The organism is Rhizobium leguminosarum bv. trifolii WSM2297 (assembly GCF_000271845.1).
In genome coordinates, this window is sequence record NZ_JH719395.1 from 646,500 (window position 1) to 660,493 (window position 13,994).

Genomic DNA, 13,994 nt, shown 5'->3' on the forward strand with positions numbered 1-13,994 from the left:
GGAGCAGGGTGGTGAGCACGGTCAAGGGCACGGAGCGTCCGCAGGCGGCAACGCCGATGGACAAGTTGTGGCAGGAGAACGGTGCCGAGCGCGCCAGCCACGAACCGGCGCTGGTCATCGACGTTGCCGGCTTCGAAGGCCCGCTCGATCTGTTGCTCTATCTCGCCCGAAACCAGAAGGTCGACCTGTCGCGCATTTCGGTGCTGGCGCTCGCCGAGCAATATCTGCAGTTCGTCGAAAGCGCCCGGCGCATCCGCATCGAGCTTGCCGCCGATTACCTCGTCATGGCGGCGTGGCTTGCCTATCTCAAGTCGCGGCTGCTGATACCCCAGCAGATCAAGGATGATGGTCCTTCCGGCGAGGAACTGGCAGCAACGCTCGCCTTCCGGCTGAAACGCCTGGAAGCCATGCGACAGGCCGCAGAAGGCCTCGTCAACCGCAACCGCCTCGGCCGCGACATCTTCATGCGCGGCGCGCCCGAGCATATTCCGGACCGGCAGCAATCCGCCTATGCCGCCAGCCTCTACGATCTTTTGACCGCCTATGCGGCGCTGCGCCAGCGCAATGCCGTTACCCAGGTGACGATCGAGAGGCGCAACGTCTGGTCGCTGACCGATGCCCGCGAACTGCTGACCCAGATGATCGGCGAGATCGGCGACTGGACGGCGATGGAGCATTATCTGCTGCGTTATCTCGCAGGGCCCGAGGAACGCGTCACGGCGATCGCCAGCGCCTTTGCCGCGTCGCTGGAACTGGTACGCGAGGGCAAGCTGGAAATCCGCCAAGACGGCGCCTTCCAGCCGATATACATGCGCCGCGGTCCCAAACACGCCACGCTGCAGGTGGTGGAGCAGGAGCAGCCGGCTTGATCGATCCGAAGAGCGACGAGGATTTCGAGGACGATTTCGAAGGCAGGAGCCGCGACCTGCAAGCGGAGATCGAGGCCGAGCGCATCGCCGAGGCTCTGGTCTTTGCCTCCTCGCAACCGGTCTCCGAAGGCTTCCTCGCTGAGCGCCTGCCCGAGACGACCGATGTGCGCGCCACCATGCTGCGCCTGAAGGCGCAATATGCGCCGCGCGGCGTCAACCTGGTGCAGATCGAGGGCGCCTGGGCCTTCCGCACCGCCGCCGATCTGTCCTTCGTCATCCGCCGTGATGAGAACGAGGTGAAGAAGCTCTCGCGCGCCGCATTGGAAGTGCTGGCGATCATCGCCTATCACCAGCCGGTGACGCGCGCCGAGATTGAGGATATCCGCGGCGTCCAGACCTCGCGCGGCACGCTCGACGTGCTGATGGAAGCCGGCTGGGTGCGGTTCCGCGGCCGCCGGCGCACGCCGGGCCGGCCGGTGACATTGGGCACGACACGCGATTTCCTCGACCATTTCGGTCTCGAAGAGCTGCGTGATCTGCCCGGTCTCGAAGAATTGAAGGGCGCAGGCTTGCTGTCGGGCCGAATTCCGGCAAACTTCAATATTCCCTCGCCATTGATGAACGACGAATTGACCGAGGACGAGGACCCGATCACCCAGATGGATCTGGAGGAACTTGGGTTGCTGGCACCGCGCGGTACCTCCGAAGATTGAAGAGCCGCGTCTTGCTTTTGCCATGCATGGCGAAAACAATGGCGGCCATCACTTTTCGACCGGTCAATGGCTTGTCACAAAGGGCGATACCGTGACATTAAGCGCAGTTCAATTGGCTTGATGTTGGAAACGGTGTCGGAAATCCTTACATCGAGGGAACATCGAAACAGGGAGTTAGGGTAATGGGTTCTTTTAGCATGTGGCACTGGCTGATCGTTCTGGTCATCGTGCTGTTGTTGTTCGGTCGCGGCAAGATCCCGGAACTGATGGGCGATGTCGCCAAGGGCATCAAAAGCTTCAAGAAGGGCATGACGGACGAAGACGCGCCGGATACGGCGAAGACCGTCGATCACAAGGCCGACGAAACGAAGTAACCAAGTGCGGGAAAAAGCGCCGCCCCCGCGCTTCCCGTCCAGGAGCCTTGCATGTTCGATATTGGCTGGACCGAGCTTTTGGTCATCGCGGTCGTCCTGATCGTGGTCGTCGGTCCCAAGGATTTGCCGCCGATGCTGCGCGCTTTCGGCAAGATGACGCAGCGCGCCCGCAAAGTGGCGGGTGAATTCCGTGCGCAGTTCGACGAAGCGTTGCGCGAGGCCGAGCTTGACGATGTCCGTCAGACGCTCAGTGACGCCCAGAAGCTCAATCCGGTCAACAGCCTGCGCGAGGCGATGAACCCGCTTCGCCAGATGGGCAACGAGATCAAGGCCGACCTGCAGAAGGCGGCCGCAGTCCCGGAAAACAAGACCGAGGTGCCGCCGGCTGTGGTTTCCGCCCCGACACCGTCGATGAGCCTGCCGGAGACGCCGCCGTTGGTGCCGGCGCCTGCGCAGCCTGAACCTGTTGCAGCAGCAGCCGTCCAGACCGATGCGGTTGCCGCCAAGCCGAAGGTCGCACGCAAGCCGCGCGTCAAGGCTGCCGGCACGGTCGATGCTGCGGCCGCCATCGCCGTGCCTGTCGAAAAGCCCAAACAGACAACGGCAGCCAGGAAGCCCGCAGCGCCGAAGACATCGGTGCAGACGAAGAAGGACGAGGCATGAGCGGTGATATCGAAGACAAGCCGCAGCCGTTGATCGAGCACCTGATGGAGCTGCGCACGCGGCTGATCTGGTCGATCGGCGCGTTTTTCGTCGCCTTCATCGCATGCTTCTTTTTTGCCAAGCATCTCTTCAACTATCTGGTCATTCCCTACAAGACGGCCGTGGAGTGGGCACATCTCGACGTCGAGAAGGCCCAGCTGATCTATACCGCGCCGCAGGAATTCTTCTTCACGCAGGTCAAGGTGGCGATGTTCGGCGGCCTCGTGGTCGCCTTTCCGATCATTGCCGCCCAAGTCTACAAGTTCGTCGCTCCAGGCCTCTACAAGAATGAGCGCCAGGCCTTCCTGCCGTTCCTGATCGCCTCGCCGGTCTTATTCCTGATGGGCGCCGCACTCGTCTATTTCTTCTTCACGCCGATGGTCATGTGGTTCTTCCTGTCGATGCAGCAGGCGCCGGGTCATGACGAGGTGGCGATCTCGCTGATGCCGAAGGTTTCGGAATATCTGAGCCTGATCATGACGCTGGTCTTCTCCTTCGGCCTGGTCTTCCAGCTGCCCGTCATCACGACGCTGCTTGCCCGTGTCGGACTGCTGACATCGCAATGGCTCGCCGAAAAACGCAAGTTCGCCATCGTGCTTGCCTTCATCGTCGCCGCCGTGTTGACGCCGCCGGATCCGATGTCCCAGATCGGCCTTGCGATACCGACGATCCTTCTCTACGAGATTTCCATCCATGCGGCGCGACTCGTGGAGCGCCAGCGTGCCCGGCAGGCGGTCGAAAAGGACACCGAATCCGCGGACGTTGCCAAGACGGACAGCGTCTGAGCGGCAATCCGGAAATCCTTTCATGAACGCCGTCTCATCCGGTCGAAGCCCAGTCAGGCTTTGGCCGGGTCACTTCTGTTGCAACGACCTGGAACGACGATGCTCGATATCAAATGGATCCGTGAGAATCCCGAAGCGCTCGATGCCGCCCTCGCCAAGCGCGGTGCGGAGCCTCTGGCCCAAAGCCTCGTTGCCCTCGATGAAAAGCGCCGCTCCGCCGTGCAGAAGGCGCAGGACTTGCTGTCCCGCCGCAACCTAGCTTCCAAGGAGATCGGCGCGGCGATGGCCCAGAAGAACGGCGAACTCGCCGAGAAGCTGAAGGCCGAGGTCGCCGAACTGAAGACGCTGCTGCCGGCGGTCGAGGAAGAGGACCGTCAGCTGACGGCCGAACTCAACGACGCGCTCTCGCGCATCCCCAACATCCCTTTCGACGACGTCCCGGTCGGCAAGGACGAGCATGACAATGTCGTCACCCGCACCATCGGCGAAAAGCCGCGCTGGAATCACGCGCCGAAGGAGCACTTCGAAATCGGTGAGGCGCTCGGCTATATGGATTTCGAGCGCGCCGCCAAGCTCTCGGGTTCGCGTTTCACGGTGCTGACCGGGCCACTCGCCAGGCTCGAGCGCGCGCTCGGCCAGTTCATGATCGATCTCCACACCCGCGAGCACGGCTATACCGAAGTCAGCTCGCCGCTGATGGTTCGCAATGAGGCGCTGTTCGGCACCGGCAACCTGCCGAAGTTCGAAGAGGATCTCTTCAAGACGACGGATGGCCGCTACCTCATTCCGACCGCCGAGGTGACGCTGACCAATCTGGTGCGCGAGGAAATCCTCGATCAGGAAAAGCTGCCGCTCCGCTTCACCGCCCTGACGCCTTCCTTCCGCTCGGAAGCGGGCTCGGCCGGCCGCGACACCCGCGGCATGCTGCGCCAGCATCAGTTCTGGAAATGTGAGCTGGTTTCGATCACCGACGCCGAGAGCGCCATCGCCGAGCACGAGCGCATGACGGCCTGTGCCGAAGAAGTGCTGAAGCGCCTCGGCCTGCATTTCCGCACGATGACGCTTTGCACCGGCGACATGGGCTTCGGCTCGCGCAAGACCTATGACCTTGAAGTCTGGCTGCCGGGACAGAACGCCTTCCGCGAAATCTCCTCGTGCTCGGTCTGCGGCGATTTCCAGGGCCGGCGGATGAATGCGCGCTACCGCGGCAAGGACGACAAGAGCAACAAGTTCGTCCACACGCTGAACGGGTCCGGCACCGCCGTCGGCCGCTGCCTGATCGCCGTCCTCGAAAATTATCTGAACGACGATGGGTCCGTCACGATTCCGGACGTTTTGCTGCCTTATATGGGCGGATTGACCAAAATCGAACGGGCGGCCTGAGGCGATGCGCATCCTGCTTACGAATGACGACGGCATTCACGCCGAAGGTCTTGCCGCATTGGAGCGGATCGCGCGCACGCTGTCCGACGATGTCTGGATCGTGGCGCCGGAGACCGACCAGAGCGGCCTCGCTCATTCGCTGAGCCTGTCCGAACCTTTGCGGCTGCGCAAGATTTCCGACAAACATTTCGCGCTGCGCGGCACGCCGACCGATTGCGTCATCATGGGCATCAGGCAGGTGATGGACATCAAGCCCGATCTCGTGCTGTCGGGCGTCAATTCAGGCTCCAACGTCGCAGACGACGTGACCTATTCCGGCACCATCGCCGGCGCCATCGAAGGCACCATGCAGGGCGTGCGTTCCTTCGCGCTGAGCCAGGCCTACCTCTATGAGGACGGTGCGCGCATCGTGCCATGGGAGGTTTGCGAGGCGCATGCGCCGGCGCTTCTGGAAAAGCTGATGGTTCTGGACCTGCCGGAGGGCACGTTCCTCAATCTCAACTTCCCGAACTGCCGTCCGGGCGAGGTCGATGGCGCCGAGGTGACCATGCAGGGCAAGCTCGCGTTCAACCTGCAGGTCGATGCCCGCTCCGATGGCCGGGGCTTTCCCTATTACTGGCTGAAGTTCGGCGAACGTGCCGGCGCCTTCATCGAAGGCACCGATATTCACGCACTGAAGCATAACAAGATTTCGGTAACGCCTTTGAAACTGGATCTGACCGATTATTCCGTGACGGACCGCGTGGCGCGGGCCCTGGGATACGGAGCACAGGTTTGACGGCAAGACTGGCCGAGAAAGAGGGCTTTGCGGCGCTCGTCCTCCGATTGCGCGCCGAAGGCATCTCCGACCTTGACCTGCTGACGGCGGTCGAGCAGACGCAGCGCTCGCTTTTCGTGCCGCCGCAATTTTCCGATGACGCTTATTCGAGCCGGACGATCCCGATCGAATGCGGCTCCTTCCTCGAAGGCATCGATTTTGTCGTCCGCATCCTGCATCACCTGAAGCTCAAGCCAGGACAGCGCGTCCTGGAAATCGGCACCGGCAGCGGCTTTACCGCCGCCGTCATGGGGCGCATGGCCGAGCGTGTTCTATCCATCGACCGTTACAAGACGCTGACATCGGCTGCGCAGCGGCGCATGGAATCGCTTAGTCTGCGCAACGTCATCATCCGCCACGCCGACGGCAGTGCCGGCATGCAGGGAGAGGGCACCTTCGACCGCATCCTGGTGACGGCCGCCTTCAATGCGATGCCGCGCTTTTATACCGATCAGCTTGTTTCCGGCGGTTCGATGATCGCGCCGCTGATGATCTCGGAGAACGAATGCCGCATGGTGCGGCTGACGAAAACCGGCAGCCGGTTCGAGCGCGAGGAACTGTTCGAAGCCCCTTATCTGCCAATCGTTCCGCGCCTTGCCTCGCTGCTGTAGCGACTGCGATTTTTCACCCGTAAGCTATGGTTATCAACTTCTCAAAAATATCGCACTGATTCCAGCATCTTAACTGCGTGGTAATACTAACGCGTTTTAATAGACTCACAAATGGTTGCGTTCTCAGTGGGTCGAGTCAATGCGTTTCAGTCTTTCGCCGAAGTTCGGGAAGTCAGCCGGTAATCTTCTGGTTGTGGGTCTGCTGGCAAGTGCCGCAACAGGCTGCAGTTCCGATGTGACACGGTTTGGCGGCTTGTTTTCCTCCTCAGGGCAGGATCAGATCACCACAAGTTCCATTCCGCGCAGGGGCGGCGCCCAGGGTGATCCGGTGCCACGCGCTGACCTCGGCGGCTCCGCCGTTGCAAGCCAGTCGGGCTATGGTGGCGGCAATGGCGCACTGAGCCAGCCTTATCCGTCGAACCCGAGTTATGATCCGGTCCGCACGTCGAGCGCCCGTATGGCCTCCGCGCCGGTTGCGGTGCAGCGTTCGGAGCTTGCAGCTCCGACGGCCGTTGCGCCGGCCCGGCAGCGGGAAAAGGAAGTCGCGCTCGCCCAGCCTTTCCCTTCAGCGCCTCAGACTGAAAAGCCCCGTTTGGTGGCGCCGGCCGCGCCGAAGCTGACGCCCGATCCTCTGACAACGGGCACGACGCCGAAGGTCTCCGGCTGGTCCGGGACCAATGCGCCTTCCGTAACCCTGCGTCCCGGTGAAAGCATCGCCACGCTGTCCAGGCGCTTCGGCGTCCCGGAAAAGGAAATCCTGCGCGTCAACAGCCTGAAGACCGCATCTGCGGCCCAGCCCGGCCAGGCGATCCTGATCCCGACTTTCAACGGCGGCAATGCCGCCAAGGCGGCATCGCAGGCGGCCGATCTCTCCAAGCCCGGCAAGATGCCGGAACCGGCAAAGGCGCCTGAGCAGAACGTCGCCGTCGTTCCCGGCGCCAATTCCGCCCGCGACAAGACCATGGCGAGCGCCGATGCCACCGGCAAGCTTCCGGCCGGCTCCGGCAAGGATCCGAAAGCGCCTGCCGGCGCCTATGTCGTCAAGCAAGGCGATTCGCTGGCAAAGATCGCCAAGGCGACCGGCACCAATATCGACGATCTCAAGGCCGCCAACAATCTGTCGGCGAGCTCCGTCAAGATCGGTCAGGCGCTGAAGATCCCGAACGGCACTGCCGACAACATCAAGACGGCCTCGATCCCGGCCGCGAAGGTCGATCCGAAGCCGGCTCAGACGGCGCCCGCCCAGCAGACGGCCGCCGTCGAGCCAGCACCCTACAAGGCGCCGGCCGCCACCCAGACGGTCGACGATGTCGAGAAGAAGTCTGACGTCAGCTCGGCTGCACCGGAATCGACCGGCATCGGCAAGTATCGCTGGCCGGTCCGCGGTCAGGTCATTGCTTCATACGGCGCCAACGTCAACGGCAACCGCAATGACGGCATCGACATCTCGGTACCGCAGGGAACCCCGATCAAGGCCGCTGAAAACGGCGTCGTCATCTATGCCGGCAACGGCCTGAAGGAACTCGGCAACACGGTTCTCGTCCGTCACGACGACGGCACCGTCACCGTCTACGGCAATGCCGATACGCTGAGCGTCGCCCGCGGTCAGAAGATCCAGCGTGGCCAGACGGTCGCCGTCTCCGGCATGAGCGGCGACGTCAAGCAGCCGCAGGTCCATTTCGAGGTGCGCAAGGACGCATCCCCGGTCAACCCGATGACTTTCCTGGAATAGGTATAGCGTCCCAGGAAGCGCAAAAGCCCGGCCACCCGCCGGGCTTTTGTCATTTAAAGCATGTCGCGCAAAAGTGTGTAGCGGTTTTGCGGCAACGACATGCGCAAAAACTAAAGCATGTCGCGCAAAAGTGTGCCGCGGTTTTTGCGGCAACGACATGCGCGCTTTAGCCTCGGTCGATATGGACGCGCATGCGGCCGGCCAGATCCTGAATATACTGCCAGGCGACGCGGCCGGACCGCGCGCCGCGCGTCGTTGCCCATTCCAGCGCCTCGGCATGCATCTTGTCGCGTGCGAGAGCGAGCTTGAAGTGATCGGCATAGCCATCGATCATGCCGAGATAATCCTCCTGGCTGCATTTGTGGAAGCCGAGCCAGAGGCCGAAACGGTCGGAAAGCGAAACCTTCTCCTCGACGGCCTCCGACGGATTGATCGCCGTCGACTGCTCGTTTTCCATCATGTGGCGCGGCAGCAGATGGCGCCGGTTCGATGTCGCATAGAAAAGCACATTGTCCGGCCGCCCTTCGACGCCGCCGTCGAGTGCCGCCTTCAGCGACTTGTAAGCGGTGTCGTCGTGATCGAAGGAGAGATCGTCGCAGAAGACGATGACGCGGTACGGCGTATCCTTCAGGAAGTCGAGCAGGGTGGGGAGGCTCGCAATATCCTCGCGATGGACTTCGACCAGTTTCAGCGCGACGCCGCTTTCGCGCCTGACATCCTCGTGCACGGCCTTGACCAGCGAGGATTTTCCCATGCCGCGTGCACCCCAGAGCAGCACATTGTTGGCGGCATAACCCTCGGCGAAACGCACCGTATTCTCATGCAGGATATCGCGCACATGATCGACGCCGCGAATGAGCTTCAGCGCCACCCGGTTCGGCTTCTTCACCGGCTGCAGGTGTTGCCGAGACGGCGCCCAGACGAAACAGTCAGCCGCATCCCAATCGTTGACGGCAGGCGCCGGTCCGGCAAGACGCTGGATGGCATCGGCGAGCCGCTTCAGTTCGGCAAGCATGGCGGTGTTGATTTCCTCGGTCATAGCAGGCCTCCTGTGTTTCGCTGCGGGGTACCATGGCGTTTTGCCGGCGGAAAGGTTATGAGGCAGCGGAATCGGTACTGTTTCCGGCTGTTTCTGTTGCATTCATCGAAGCGGCAATTATAGTCCGGCAACCTGAAAAATGAGGCGGAGTTCCGCCGCCAAAGCCTGAGGAGTTTAGCATGTTCATCACCCCGGCATTCGCCCAGAGTGCCACCGATACCGCAACCGGTTTCGGCGGCTCCGGTTTCGAAATGATCATCCTGTTCGTGCCGCTGATGGTCGTCTGGTACTTCCTGCTGATCCGTCCGCAGCGCGCACAGGCCAAGAAGCGTGAGGAAACCCTGAAGGCGATCCGTCGCGGCGATCAGGTCGTCACCGGCGGCGGTCTCGTCGGTAAAGTGACCAAGGTCATCGACGACAAGGAAGTCGAAGTCGAGATCGCCGATGGCGTTCGCGTGCGCATCGTCCGCAGCGGTATTTCGGATGTGCGCGTCAAGGGTGAACCGGTCAAGGCCGACGCAGCGTAACAAGCGATAACGGCTGCACGGCCGGATCGGAAGATCGTCGAGAGAATGTTGCATTTTTCCCGTTGGAAAACACTTCTGATCTGGCTGGCCGCGTTTGCGGCCATCATCATCGTTGCGCCCAATCTGCTGAGCGAGGCGCAGCGTTCCTCTCTGCCGGGCTGGCTGCGGCACGACCGCGTGACGCTCGGCCTCGATCTGCAGGGCGGCTCGCATATCGTTCTGAAGGTCGAGCGTTCCGATATCGTCAAGGACCGCCTGGAAGAGGCGGTCGCCAACGTGCGCAACGCGCTGCGCGGTGCCGGCATCCGCTATACCGGGCTGACCGGCAACGACCAGACCGTCACCGTCCGGATCACCGATCCGGCTGAGACACAGAAGGCGGTCGATCTCCTGAAACCCTTGACGACGGCCGACGGGCGTTCCGGACCTGACGTCGCGCTGCAGCAGGGCGAAGAGGGCCAACTCTCCCTGCAGATTTCCGACGCCGGCATCGCCGCCGACGTCGCCGCGGCGCGAACGCGGTCGCTCGATATCGTCAGCCGTCGCATCGCCGGATTCGGTTATGAAAACTTCCTCGTTCGCCCCGATGGCACCGATCGGATCGTCGTGCAGGTGCTGGGATCGGTTGATGCCGAGCGGCTGAAGAACCTCTTGAACCAGCCGGCCAAGCTTTCCTTTCATCTGATCGACGAAAGCATGTCGGGGCAGGAGGCGCTGAACGGCCGCTGGCCGGCCACATCGCAGGTGCTCTATTCGCTTGACGATCCGCCGGTCCCCTATCTCGTCGACCGCACCGCTTTCGCCAACGCCAGCAACATGGTCGATATCGAACCGGTCGTCGATCCGCAGACGCAGGATACATCGATTGCCTACCGCCTCGACGCCGAAGGCACGCGGCGGCTGGCTGAGGTGACGGGCAAGAATATCGGCAAGCACCTTGCCATCGTCTTTGACGACCAGGTGATGTCGTCACCGGTAATCGACGCGGCGATCACCGGCGGCGAGGGCGCGATTTCGGCGAACTTCTCCGAGGATGGCGTCCGCGACCTTGCGACCATGCTGCGCGCCGGCGCTCTGCCGGCGACGCTGACGAGCGTCGAGGAGCGCAGCGTCAGCCCGAGATTCGGCGCGGATTCCATCTTCAGCGGGCTTGTTGCCGGGCTCGTCGCCGTCGTGCTGGTCGCAGCACTGATGATCGCGCTCTACCGCATTCTCGGCGTCATCGCCGCCGTCTCGCTCGTCTTCAACCTGATCCTCATCGTTGCGGTACTCAGCCTTGCCGGCGCGACGCTCACCTTGCCCGGCATTGCCGGCATCGTGCTCATCGTCGGCATGGCGGTCGACTCGAACGTTCTGATCTACGAGCGTATCCGTGAAGAGGAAAGAACGGCCCACTCCTTTGCAGAGGCCGTCGGCCGCGGTTTCCAGCGCGCCTTTGCAACGATCGTCGACGCCAACGTCACGATCTTCATCGCCGCCATCATCCTCTTTTTCCTCGGTAGCGAAGCCATCCGCGGTTTCGCGGTGACGCTGGCGGTCGGCATCCTGACGACCGTCTTCACGGCTTTCACCCTGACGCGCGCAATCGTTGCCGTCTGGCTGAACGGACGCCATCCCCGGCATCTGCCGAAGAGCGTTCTGACCCATCTTTTCGAACACGCCAATATCCGTTTCATGGGGATCCGCCGTTACGTCTTTACTGCGTCGGCGGTCATCTCGCTGATCGCCATGGCCGCCTTTGCCACCGCCGGCCTGCGTCTCGGCATCGATTTCACCGGCGGCTCACTCATCGAGGTGACGGCGAAGCAGGGCAATGCCGACATTGATGATATTCAATCACGCCTGAACGATCTCAATCTCGGCGAGATCAGCGTCGAGCGCACCGGCGGCCCGTCGAATGCGCGCATTCGTATCGCCTCCCAGGGCGGCGGCGAGAATGCCGAGCAGTCTGCGGCGACGCTGGTGCGCGGCGAACTCCAGGAGGATTATGATTTTCGCCGCGTCGAGGTTGTCGGCCCTGCGATCTCCGGTGAATTGACGATGATGGCGACGCTCGGCGTCCTGGCAGCGCTGGCCGCGATCCTGATCTACATCTGGATCCGCTTCGAATGGCAGTTCGCGGTCGGCGCCATCGTCGCGACGCTGCATGACGTCATCATCATGCTCGGTCTCTTCGTCCTCACCGGCATGGAGTTCAACCTGACGAGCGTCGCCGCCGTGCTCACCGTTGTCGGTTATTCCCTGAATGACACGGTCGTGGTCTATGACCGAATGCGCGAGAATCTGAAGCGATACAAGAAGATGCCGCTGCCGATCCTGATCGATGCGTCGATCAACCAGACGCTGTCGCGCACCATACTGACCGCGGCGACCACGCTGCTCGCCTTGCTCGCGCTCTATCTTTTCGGGGGGGAGGTCATCCGCTCCTTCACCTTCACGATGCTCTTCGGCGTCGCTCTCGGCACCTTCTCTTCGATCTATATCGCCGCTCCTGTTCTGATCGTCTTCCGGCTGCGGCCGGCAAGCCTCGACGGGGAAGAGAGCAACAAGACGGATGCTGGTGTAAAATCCGGCACGGTGGTTTGAAAACATGACAAAAGGCATAGAAATCCGCGCCGCGCATTTTCCCGGGCGCGCGCCGATCGATACTTACGGCAATGGCGGTTTCCGCTTTGCCGACATGTCGCATCGCGGCTCGATCCTTTGCCTGCCCTCCGGCATTCACGGCTGGGACATGGATATGTCGAAACCGCTGTCGCCGGAAAATTTCCGGCGTGTGCTCGATGAGGCTGATGATATCGAGGTTCTGCTCGTCGGGACTGGAACCGAGCTTCGCCGCCTGCCGGAGGAATTGAAGCAGGCGCTGAAATCGCGTGGCATCGCCTCCGATCCGATGAGCACGGGCGCAGCGGTACGCACCTTCAATATCATGCTCGCCGAGCAGCGCGCCGTCGCCGCGGCACTGATTGCGGTCTGACGATGGCTGAAGCAAAGCCTGCGACGAACCAGGAGATCTGCCTGGCGATGCTGCGCGATAGCGATCGCGACCGCTACCTTGCCTGCCTGCTGTCGCCGGAGGACAAGCGCGGCGCGCTTGCTGCCCTATACGCCTTCAATGCCGAGCTTGCCCGCATTCGTGATCTCGTTCACGAGCCGTTGCCCGGCGAGGTACGGCTGCAATATTGGCGGGATCTGCTGGAAGGCAGCGCCCATGGTTCGACGGCGGCCAATCCCGTCGCCGCCGCACTTCTGACGGCGATCGAGACGCACCGCCTGCCGCGCAAGACGCTGATCGACATGATCGAGGCCCGCACCTTCGATCTCTATGACGATCCGATGGAAACGCGTCTGTCGCTCGAAGGTTATGCTGGTGAGACGGCATCGGCCCTAATTCAGCTTGCAAGCCTCGTGCTTTCGCCCGAGGAGGCCGCACGATCGGCAGACGCCGCCGGCCATGCCGGTGTGGCCCAGGCGGTTGCCGGCCTGTTGCAGCTGATGCCGCTGCATCGTCGCCGCGGCCAGGTCTATATCCCGCTGCAGATCCTTTCCGCCACCGGTCTTAACCGTGATGCCTTCCTTGCCGGCGAAGACCGGACGCGCATCTCCGCCGCCATCGAGGCCTTTGCCGGCCTCGGTCGCGAACATCTGGCAAAGGCGAGGGCGGCAGGGCCAATCGCGCCGACGGTCTTTCCGGCCTTCCTGCCGGCGACGCTTGCCGAACCGGTGCTGTTCAGGGCGCAGAAGCTCGGCGCCGTCCTGTTCGACCGGACTCTGCAGCCGCCGCAATGGCGCCGCCAGCTCGGTATGGCGCTCTCGGCCATCTGCAGAAAAATCTGACGCCGGTCAAACTCGCGCAAGTCTCGCGCGTTACAAGGCTTGAACCGCTACCCTTTTGAACGGAGACTCGGCGTGGGCATTATCGTCTGGTGCGTCCTTTTCGCCATCGTCATCTTCTTTGCCTTCGCGGCAACGCGCATGGCCGCGCAGAACAAGGAAGACGGCCTGCATGACACTGGCCTCGCCATCATCGAGTTCGGCCGCGCCTTTCCGAACGAGGCGATCCGCCAGTTGCAGGCGACGGAGAACGGCCAGGCCATCTTCGTGCGCCTGCATGACAACAAGGCGGGCTTCATGCGCAACATGTCGCGCCACTTCGCTTGCCATCTGATCGAGCCCGGCCGCGTGCGCGTCGTCAGCTCGCAAACGGGCAGGGGCCTGGTGATCGATTTCCTCGATGCGCCTCATCACAACGGCGATTTCGAATTCGCCTCCGCCAAGGAGTCCTCGGAAGTCGCGCTCTGGCTGCTCGGCAACTATATCGCCGAGCCGGATAAGGACCTGCCGACGAACAATATCTCAGCGGCGAACAAGCAGTAGGACATGAGCCCAAAACTGTGCAGCGGTCTTGGGTCATGACATGGATGAAACCAAGCCTGAGGCGA

Annotated in this window: 15 protein-coding genes; 14 read left to right on the top strand and 1 reads right to left on the bottom strand. The window is 62.3% G+C overall.

Features of this window, described 5'->3' with window-relative positions; genetic code table 11:
* The first annotated feature begins 11 nt into the window (after nt 1–11).
* The 9 genes from RLEG4DRAFT_RS18380 to RLEG4DRAFT_RS18420 all read left to right on the top strand — a co-directional run bounded on the left by RLEG4DRAFT_RS18380 (nt 12) and on the right by RLEG4DRAFT_RS18420 (nt 7,986).
* Nucleotides 12–869, top strand: coding sequence for a segregation and condensation protein A (locus RLEG4DRAFT_RS18380; protein ID WP_003578883.1), 858 nt, complete (start codon nt 12–14; stop codon nt 867–869).
* Nucleotides 866–1,582: an SMC-Scp complex subunit ScpB gene (gene scpB / locus RLEG4DRAFT_RS18385; protein WP_003578884.1), complete on the top strand. Its 717-nt coding sequence runs from the start codon at nt 866–868 to the stop codon at nt 1,580–1,582. Before RLEG4DRAFT_RS18380 ends, scpB begins: the two co-directional genes overlap by 4 nt.
* Before the next feature lie 182 nt (nt 1,583–1,764).
* Entirely contained in the window at nt 1,765–1,956 is a 192-nt protein-coding gene (locus tag RLEG4DRAFT_RS18390; protein ID WP_003538990.1) for a twin-arginine translocase TatA/TatE family subunit, read from the top strand.
* A gap of 51 nt (nt 1,957–2,007) precedes the next feature.
* Entirely contained in the window at nt 2,008–2,619 is a 612-nt protein-coding gene (gene tatB, locus RLEG4DRAFT_RS18395; protein WP_003578886.1) for a Sec-independent protein translocase protein TatB, read from the top strand.
* A complete protein-coding gene (gene tatC, locus RLEG4DRAFT_RS18400) occupies nt 2,616–3,443 on the top strand; it encodes a twin-arginine translocase subunit TatC (RefSeq protein ID WP_003573547.1) in 828 nt (275 codons plus the stop codon). Before tatB ends, tatC begins: the two co-directional genes overlap by 4 nt.
* A 99-nt stretch (nt 3,444–3,542) precedes the next feature.
* Nucleotides 3,543–4,826, top strand: a complete 1,284-nt coding sequence (gene serS, locus RLEG4DRAFT_RS18405) for a serine--tRNA ligase (protein ID WP_003578887.1) — start codon at nt 3,543–3,545, stop codon at nt 4,824–4,826.
* Between the two features lie 4 nt (nt 4,827–4,830).
* Entirely contained in the window at nt 4,831–5,604 is a 774-nt protein-coding gene (surE, locus tag RLEG4DRAFT_RS18410; RefSeq protein WP_003578888.1) for a 5'/3'-nucleotidase SurE, read from the top strand.
* On the top strand, nt 5,601–6,254 hold the full coding sequence (locus tag RLEG4DRAFT_RS18415) for a protein-L-isoaspartate(D-aspartate) O-methyltransferase (RefSeq protein ID WP_003578890.1): 654 nt from the start codon (nt 5,601–5,603) through the stop codon (nt 6,252–6,254). The genes surE and RLEG4DRAFT_RS18415 overlap by 4 nt, the downstream gene beginning before the upstream one ends.
* Nucleotides 6,255–6,393: 139 nt before the next feature.
* A complete protein-coding gene (locus tag RLEG4DRAFT_RS18420; protein ID WP_003578892.1) occupies nt 6,394–7,986 on the top strand; it encodes a peptidoglycan DD-metalloendopeptidase family protein in 1,593 nt (530 codons plus the stop codon).
* A 166-nt stretch (nt 7,987–8,152) separates the two neighbouring features.
* Here the strand turns inward: RLEG4DRAFT_RS18420 and RLEG4DRAFT_RS18425 are convergent, their stop codons facing one another.
* On the bottom strand, nt 8,153–9,025 hold the full coding sequence (locus RLEG4DRAFT_RS18425) for an ATP-binding protein (protein WP_003578893.1): 873 nt from the start codon (nt 9,023–9,025) through the stop codon (nt 8,153–8,155).
* A 179-nt stretch (nt 9,026–9,204) separates the two neighbouring features.
* Between RLEG4DRAFT_RS18425 and yajC the strand changes: the two genes are divergently transcribed.
* The 5 genes from yajC (at nt 9,205) to RLEG4DRAFT_RS18450 (ending at nt 13,929) form a co-directional block, all read left to right on the top strand.
* Entirely contained in the window at nt 9,205–9,552 is a 348-nt protein-coding gene (gene yajC, locus RLEG4DRAFT_RS18430; RefSeq protein ID WP_003573534.1) for a preprotein translocase subunit YajC, read from the top strand.
* A 45-nt stretch (nt 9,553–9,597) separates the two neighbouring features.
* A complete protein-coding gene (secDF, locus tag RLEG4DRAFT_RS18435; protein WP_003578896.1) occupies nt 9,598–12,138 on the top strand; it encodes a protein translocase subunit SecDF in 2,541 nt (846 codons plus the stop codon).
* 4 nt (nt 12,139–12,142) lie between these two features.
* On the top strand, nt 12,143–12,529 hold the full coding sequence (locus RLEG4DRAFT_RS18440) for an Mth938-like domain-containing protein (RefSeq protein ID WP_003578897.1): 387 nt from the start codon (nt 12,143–12,145) through the stop codon (nt 12,527–12,529).
* 2 nt (nt 12,530–12,531) lie between these two features.
* On the top strand, nt 12,532–13,389 hold the full coding sequence (locus RLEG4DRAFT_RS18445; protein WP_003578899.1) for a phytoene/squalene synthase family protein: 858 nt from the start codon (nt 12,532–12,534) through the stop codon (nt 13,387–13,389).
* Between the two features lie 72 nt (nt 13,390–13,461).
* On the top strand, nt 13,462–13,929 hold the full coding sequence (locus tag RLEG4DRAFT_RS18450; RefSeq protein ID WP_003578902.1) for a hypothetical protein: 468 nt from the start codon (nt 13,462–13,464) through the stop codon (nt 13,927–13,929).
* The last annotated feature ends 65 nt before the right edge of the window (nt 13,930–13,994 follow it).

Coding starts and splice junctions, on each gene's coding strand:
- surE (WP_003578888.1), top strand. CDS start 4,831: ATGCGCATCCTGCTTACGAATGACGACGGCATTCACGCCGAAGGTCTT.
- yajC (WP_003573534.1), top strand. CDS start 9,205: ATGTTCATCACCCCGGCATTCGCCCAGAGTGCCACCGATACCGCAACC.
- RLEG4DRAFT_RS18445 (WP_003578899.1), top strand. CDS start 12,532: ATGGCTGAAGCAAAGCCTGCGACGAACCAGGAGATCTGCCTGGCGATG.
- tatB (WP_003578886.1), top strand. CDS start 2,008: ATGTTCGATATTGGCTGGACCGAGCTTTTGGTCATCGCGGTCGTCCTG.
- tatC (WP_003573547.1), top strand. CDS start 2,616: ATGAGCGGTGATATCGAAGACAAGCCGCAGCCGTTGATCGAGCACCTG.
- RLEG4DRAFT_RS18440 (WP_003578897.1), top strand. CDS start 12,143: ATGACAAAAGGCATAGAAATCCGCGCCGCGCATTTTCCCGGGCGCGCG.
- RLEG4DRAFT_RS18425 (WP_003578893.1), bottom strand. CDS start 9,025: ATGACCGAGGAAATCAACACCGCCATGCTTGCCGAACTGAAGCGGCTC.
- RLEG4DRAFT_RS18420 (WP_003578892.1), top strand. CDS start 6,394: ATGCGTTTCAGTCTTTCGCCGAAGTTCGGGAAGTCAGCCGGTAATCTT.
- RLEG4DRAFT_RS18390 (WP_003538990.1), top strand. CDS start 1,765: ATGGGTTCTTTTAGCATGTGGCACTGGCTGATCGTTCTGGTCATCGTG.
- secDF (WP_003578896.1), top strand. CDS start 9,598: ATGTTGCATTTTTCCCGTTGGAAAACACTTCTGATCTGGCTGGCCGCG.
- serS (WP_003578887.1), top strand. CDS start 3,543: ATGCTCGATATCAAATGGATCCGTGAGAATCCCGAAGCGCTCGATGCC.